Here is a 3,361-nt window from a genome sequence, read left to right as displayed (position 1 = left end):
GGCTTTAGTTAGAAAAATGAATCCTGGCATCGAGCTATTTTTGCGTAGGGCTACCCCTAAACTATCGTGGCCGCAGCAGCGTTTCACCTCTGAGTTCGGGAAGGGTTCAGTGTGGTTCCACCGCGCAATAGACACCAGGAAAAGTTTTAATTGCGTTCTTCGTAATTCGTAATTCGTAATTAAAGAATTAGAAACTAAGAATTTAACAGCAACCCTGAAGACTGCACAGTAACGCAAAACCAAATGTTTTCATAACTTGTAATTGGTAATTACGAATTACGAATTACGAACTACGAATTATCTTGAGGTCAAGCCCTCGGTCTGTTAGCACGGCTCGGCTACATACATTGCTGCACTTCCACCTACCGCCTATAAACGGGTGTTCTGCCCGTGACCTTACCCACTTAAAGTGGTGAGAGCACTCATCTTGAGGTGGGCTTCCCACTTAGATGCTTTCAGCGGTTATCCGCTCCGCACTTGGCTACCCAGCGTTTACCGTTGGCACGATAACTGGTACACCAGCGGTGCGTTCCTCCCGGTCCTCTCGTACTAAGGAGGACTCCTCTCAATGCTCTTACGCCTGCACCGGATATGGACCGAACTGTCTCACGACGTTCTGAACCCAGCTCACGTACCGCTTTAATGGGCGAACAGCCCAACCCTTGGGACGTACTTCCGCCCCAGGTTGCGATGAGCCGACATCGAGGTGCCAAACCTCCCCGTCGATGTGGACTCTTGGGGGAGATCAGCCTGTTATCCCTAGAGTAACTTTTATCCGTTGAGCGACGGCCATTCCACGCTGCGCCGTCGGATCACTAAGGCCTACTTTCGTACCTGCTCGAGTTGTCACTCTTGCAGTCAAGCTCCCTTTATGCCTTTACACTCGCCGCACGGTTTCCAAGCGTGCTGAGGGAACCTTTGCGCGCCTCCGTTACCTTTTAGGAGGCGACCGCCCCAGTCAAACTGCCCACCTGAAACTGTTCCCTGACCGGATAACGGTCATAGGTTAGAATTCTAGCTTCGCCAGAGTGGTATCTCACCGTTGGCTCCATACTCCCCACAAGGAATACTTCAACGCCTCCCACCTATCCTGCGCAAGCCAAGCCCGAACACAATTCCAGGCTACAGTAAAGCTTCATAGGGTCTTTCTGTCCAGGTGCAGGCAGTCCGTATCTTCACAGACATTCCTATTTCGCCGAGTCTCTCTCTGAGACACCATCCAGATCGTTACGCCTTTCGTGCGGGTCGGAACTTACCCGACAAGGAATTTCGCTACCTTAGGACCGTTATAGTTACGGCCGCCGTTCACCGGGGCTTCGGTCGCTAGCTTCAAGGTTGCCCCCTGACCAACTTCCTTAACCTTCCGGCACTGGGCAGGCGTCAGCCCCCATACTGCGTCTAAATGACTTTGCGGAGACCTGTGTTTTTGGTAAACAGTCGCCTGGATCTCTTCACTGCGACCCACTGCTTAGGTGGGCACCCCTTCTTCCGAAGTTACGGGGCCATTTTGCCGAGTTCCTTAGAGAGAGTTATCTCGCGCCCCTTGGTATTCTCAACCTCCCTACCTGTGTCGGTTTCGGGTACAGGTAACTGTAAGTTAACGTGCCACCGAGCTTTTCTTGGAAGCTAGACTATGCCACTTCCCCACCGTAGTGGGTCGTACTCACGCCTCAACTCGAAACGTTTTCGCCGTCTCTCAACATCTTGACGCTTGAACCGGTAACCAACATCCGGCTGACAATTATCTTCTCCGTCCCTCTGCACAACCTACAATCAGTACGGGAATTTTAACCCGTTGTCCATCGACTACGCCGTTCAGCCTCGCCTTAGGTCCTGACTAACCCTCCGGGGACGAACCTGGCGGAGGAAACCTTAGGGTTTCGGGGCATTGGATTCTCACCAATGTTTGCGCTACTCAAGCCGACATTCTCACTTCCGTTTCGTCCACAGCTGCTTGCCGCTACTGCTTCTTTCTACGACGGAACGCTCCCCTACCGATTAATCGTTATTATTAATCCCACAGCTTCGGTACATCGCTTAGCCCCGTTCATTTTCGGCGCGAGAGCGCTTGACTAGTGAGCTATTACGCACTCTTTCAAGGGTGGCTGCTTCTAGGCAAACCTCCTAGTTGTCTTAGCACTCTCACCTCCTTTATCACTTAGCGATGATTTGGGGACCTTAGCTGGTGGTCTGGGCTGTTTCCCTCTTGACAATGAAGCTTATCCCCCACTGTCTCACTGGCAATGTGTCCTCTGGGTATTCAGAGTTTGTCTCGATTTGGTACCGGTCTCCCAGCCCGCACCGAAACAGTGCTTTACCCCCCAGATATAATCATTACCGCTGCGCCTAAACACATTTCGGGGAGAACCAGCTAGCTCCTGGTTCGATTGGCATTTCACCCCTAACCACAGCTCATCCGCTGATTTTTCAACATCAGTCGGTGCGGACCTCCACTTGGTGTTACCCAAGCTTCATCCTGGCCATGGTTAGATCACCAGGGTTCGGGTCTATAAACACTGATTATCGCCCTTTTCAGACTCGGTTTCCCTTTGGCTCCAGCATTCTCGCTTTAACCTACCAGTGCCTATAAGTCGCCGGCTCATTCTTCAACAGGCACGCGGTCAGACTTTCAAATAGTCCTCCCACTGCTTGTAAGCTAACGGTTTCATGTTCTATTTCACTCCCCTTCCGGGGTTCTTTTCACCTTTCCCTCGCGGTACTGGTTCACTATCGGTCACACAGTAGTATTTAGCCTTACGAGGTGGTCCTCGCTGATTCACATGGGATTCCTCGTGCCCCATGCTACTCGGGATTGAGCTACTATCCTTTAACTTTCGACTACAGGACTTTCACCTTCTTTGGTGCAGTATTTAGCTGCTTCGTCTAGTCTCAAGATTCGATATCGCTGTCCCACTACCCCAATCGGTAAACCAATTGGTTTAGGCTTTTCCCCTTTCGCTCACCACTACTTAGGGAATCTCTTTATTGATTTCTCTTCCTCCAGCTAGTAAGATGTTTCAATTCGCTGGGTTGGCTCTCTCCTGCCTATATATTCAGCAGGTAGTATTAAGGGTTGCCCCATTCGGAAATCTCCGGATCAATGTTTGCTTCCAACTCCCCGGAGCATATCGTCGGTAACCACGTCCTTCGTCGCCTCTGTGTGCCTAGGTATCCACCGTTAGCCCTTATTAGCTTGACCACTCAATACATTTGGTGTTTCAATGATTGCATTCACTACAACATCATAAAGAATGTCTGTGTCTGCCTGCTAATTTTCGCGTTACTATGCAGTTTTCATGGTTCTGGCTGAGACTAAACTCAGCAGTCTGACACCAAAGTCATGTTGCTGAACTCTCAATCA

General features: G+C 50.6%; 2 rRNA genes. Both read right to left on the bottom strand.

Annotation, left to right across the window (positions count from 1 at the left end):
- Nucleotides 1-21: 21 nt before the first annotated feature.
- Nucleotides 22-139, bottom strand: a 5S ribosomal RNA gene (gene rrf / locus LC653_RS44635).
- 165 nt (nt 140-304) lie between these two features.
- A 23S ribosomal RNA gene (locus LC653_RS44630) occupies nt 305-3,199 on the bottom strand.
- Nucleotides 3,200-3,361 lie beyond the last annotated feature (162 nt).

This window comes from Nostoc mirabile CHAB5784 (genome assembly GCF_020829645.1).
Lineage (GTDB): Bacteria > Cyanobacteriota > Cyanobacteriia > Cyanobacteriales > Nostocaceae > Nostoc > Nostoc mirabile.
The sequence above is the reverse complement of the archived record's forward strand: the minus strand, read 5'-3'. Positions and strand labels throughout refer to the sequence as shown.